This window comes from Enterobacter cloacae complex sp. IR5418, from assembly GCF_049238105.1.
GTDB lineage: Bacteria > Pseudomonadota > Gammaproteobacteria > Enterobacterales > Enterobacteriaceae > Enterobacter > Enterobacter hormaechei.
This window is the reverse complement of record NZ_JBMKHS010000092.1, coordinates 1-2,765: the sequence shown is the minus strand read 5'-3', so window position 1 is coordinate 2,765 and position 2,765 is coordinate 1. Positions and strand designations below refer to the sequence as shown.

Below are 2,765 nucleotides of genomic sequence, written 5' to 3'. Positions count from 1 at the left end.
TATTTTAACCCCTGTAGATGGCATCATTCGATGGCTGCCCCGAGGTTTTTCATGCTCTCCAACAACTCAACCGAAAACTGAAAGGCTGGGCCATGTTCTATCAGTTCGTTGATTTTAAGGCCAAAGTCTTCAGTTATATCGACCGTGTCGTGTTCTGGAAGCTGGCTCACTGGCTGGCCCGCAAATACCGTACAGGTATCGCTTCCCTGATGAGGTGGTGGTGTAAATCACCGAAACCGGGTCAGAGCAAAACGTGGGTTTTATTTGGTAAAACCAATCACGGCAAGCTCAGCGGCGAAATACTGTACCGGTTGGTGGGGCAAGGCAAGAAGCTGTTCCGCTGGCGGCTACCCGAAGGTAATCCCTATCTGAGGACGGAGACCAGAAACACGTATACATCGCGCTTTACAGAAGTGGCAATGGCGTTCGCCAGCATTTAAATGGAGAGCCGGATGCGCTGAAAGGTGCACGTCCGGTTCGGGGAGGAGAGGCAGGGAAATAGTCCGACTACGCCCTGCCTCTTACTCTACTCTGGACGGGTAAGCGCTGGGCGTACCTCGCCGTTGTTCTCGACCTGTTCGCAAGAAAACCAGTGGGCTGGGCCATGTCGTTCTCGCCGGACAGCAGGCTCACCATGAAAGCACTGGAAATGGCATGGGAAACCCGTGGTAAGCCAGTCGGGGTGATGTTCCACAGCGATAGTAATAATGCCGATGTCAGTCTTTACCACCACTTAGTTTGCCGTTTAACCAGATTGGTGTGATTACTGATGCAGTGAAGACCTTCCCGCATCCTGACTCACACAGCGATCGACCTTTTGTGTCCTGCCCTGGACCCGTCGGTTGCCGGAAGCGCCTTCATGCGAGGCATCTCCTCACCGATGCGCGTGACTCAAGAAGGGCCTGACGGCTTGTCTCGTTACTGTCCTGTCCGGGTTATCTGTCTGGAGATTCAACTCTGTTTCCTCACAGGAGCTCTGTCATGGTTGATAAAGTTACCGAAGCTGCCGTTGTGGGTGGCGTGGATACACATAAAGATTTGCACGTTGCCGCTGTCGTAGATCAGAACAATAAAGTCCTTGGGACTCAGTATTTCTCCACAACACGACAAGGTTACCGGCAGATGCTGGCATGGATGACCTCGTTTGGGACATTAAAGCGAATTGGTGTTGAGTGCACAGGTACCTATGGTTCCGGTTTGCTTCGTTATTTTCAGAACGCCGGGTTAGAAGTTCTTGAGGTGACTGCTCCAGACCGGATGGAGCGACGCAAACGGGGTAAAAGTGACACAATTGATGCTGAATGTGCCGCTCATGCAGCATTCTCAGGCATCAGGACAGTTACTCCCAAAACGCGTGATGGCATGATTGAGTCCCTGCGGGTATTAAAAACTTGCCGAAAAACAGCAATATCAGCCCGCAGAGTCGCTCTCCAGATTATCCATTCAAATATTATCTCTGCCCCGGATGAATTACGTGAACAGCTCAGAAATATGACGCGCATGCAGCTCATCAGGACCCTGGGTTCCTGGAGACCTGATGCCAGTGAATACCGCAATGTAACCAACGTTTATCGCATTTCATTAAAGTCCCTTGCCCGACGCTATCTCGAGTTACATGACGAAATCGCTGATCTGGATGTCATGATTGCGGCAATTGTCGACGAGTTGGCACCTGAGCTGATTAAACGTAATGCTATCGGATACGAAAGCGCTTCACAGTTGCTGATCACTGCCGGAGACAATCCTCAACGGTTAAGATCAGAATCAGGATTTGCGGCACTGTGTGGTGTCAGCCCGGTCCCCGTTTCTTCTGGAAAAACGAACCGTTACCGACTTAATCGTGGTGGAGATCGTGCTGCAAATAGTGCACTTCACATCATCGCCATCGGACGCTTACGAACTGACGCAAAAACAAAGGAATATGTCGCCAGGCGTGTAGCCGAAGGACATACAAAAATGGAAGCGATACGCTGTCTAAAGCGATATATCTCCCGCGAAGTTTACACGTTACTGCGCAATCAAAACAGGCGGATCAACAGTATCCCGATAACAGCTTGACTCTTAGAAGGGCCTCCAAGGCAGCCATTATACGAGCAGGCAGTTCCGGCAGTTACTGTGGCGATACCGGATCAGGCAGAGTATGAGTCGGCGTGGAAACTGCTGGGATAACAGCCCAATGGAGCGCTTCTTCAGGAGTCTGAAGAACGAATGGGTGCCGGCGACGGGCTATGTAAGCTTCAGCGATGCAGCTCACGCAATAACGGACTATATCGTTGGATATTACAGCGCACTAAGACCGCACGAATATAATGGTGGGTTACCGCCAAACGAATCAGAAAACCGATACTGGAAAAACTCTAACGCGGTGGCCAGTTTTTGTTGACCACTTCAGTTAACTTTTTTATCAACGCAACAGCTTCAGCTTCCGGCATGGCGAACTGCACACGATGGCGCGCCGCGACATCGAGCGCAAACACCTTCGTATAGACCTCCGTCGAGCTAATCGATTTGTGGCCCATCAGGCTCTGCAAAACCTTCAGTGGTATGCCGGCATACAGCATGTGCATCGCGTAGGAGTGACGGAACGTATGGGGGGTCACCGGTACTGAGAACGTCACCCCGTCGGCCGCTGCGGACTCCACCGCTTCGCTAAGCCAGGTGCGGACGGTACGGTCTGTGATCTCCCAGATGCGCGCCTTCTCCATTCGGCACTGTTGCAAATAGTCGGTGGTGATAAACTTATCATCCCCTTTTGCTGATGGAGC

The 2,765-nt window shown here is 51.6% G+C and carries 2 protein-coding genes and 3 pseudogenes; 4 read left to right on the top strand and 1 reads right to left on the bottom strand.

Features of this window, described 5'->3' with window-relative positions:
* Positions 1-59 precede the first annotated feature (59 nt).
* From ACOTX7_RS24155 to ACOTX7_RS24140, 4 genes and pseudogenes are all read left to right on the top strand, one after another.
* Positions 60-440: pseudogene (locus tag ACOTX7_RS24155) on the top strand (group II intron maturase-specific domain-containing protein); the annotation flags it as partial.
* An 80-nt stretch (positions 441-520) separates the two neighbouring features.
* Positions 521-709, top strand: a pseudogene (locus tag ACOTX7_RS24150) (DDE-type integrase/transposase/recombinase); the annotation flags it as partial.
* Between the two features lie 272 nt (positions 710-981).
* On the top strand, positions 982-2,058 hold the full coding sequence (locus ACOTX7_RS24145) for an IS110 family transposase (protein WP_000227969.1): 1,077 nt from the start codon (positions 982-984) through the stop codon (positions 2,056-2,058).
* 16 nt (positions 2,059-2,074) lie between these two features.
* Positions 2,075-2,383: pseudogene (locus tag ACOTX7_RS24140) on the top strand (integrase core domain-containing protein); the annotation flags it as partial.
* Here the strand turns inward: ACOTX7_RS24140 and ACOTX7_RS24135 are convergent.
* Positions 2,358-2,765: tyrosine-type recombinase/integrase (locus ACOTX7_RS24135; protein ID WP_145961077.1), on the bottom strand; the 408-nt coding region annotated here is incomplete at its 5' end. The pseudogene ACOTX7_RS24140 and the gene ACOTX7_RS24135 sit on opposite strands and share 26 nt — an antisense overlap.

What these genes read in the sequence shown, in the direction of transcription:
- ACOTX7_RS24145 (WP_000227969.1), top strand. Translation starts at nt 982, where the DNA reads ATGGTTGATAAAGTTACCGAAGCTGCCGTTGTGGGTGGCGTGGATACA.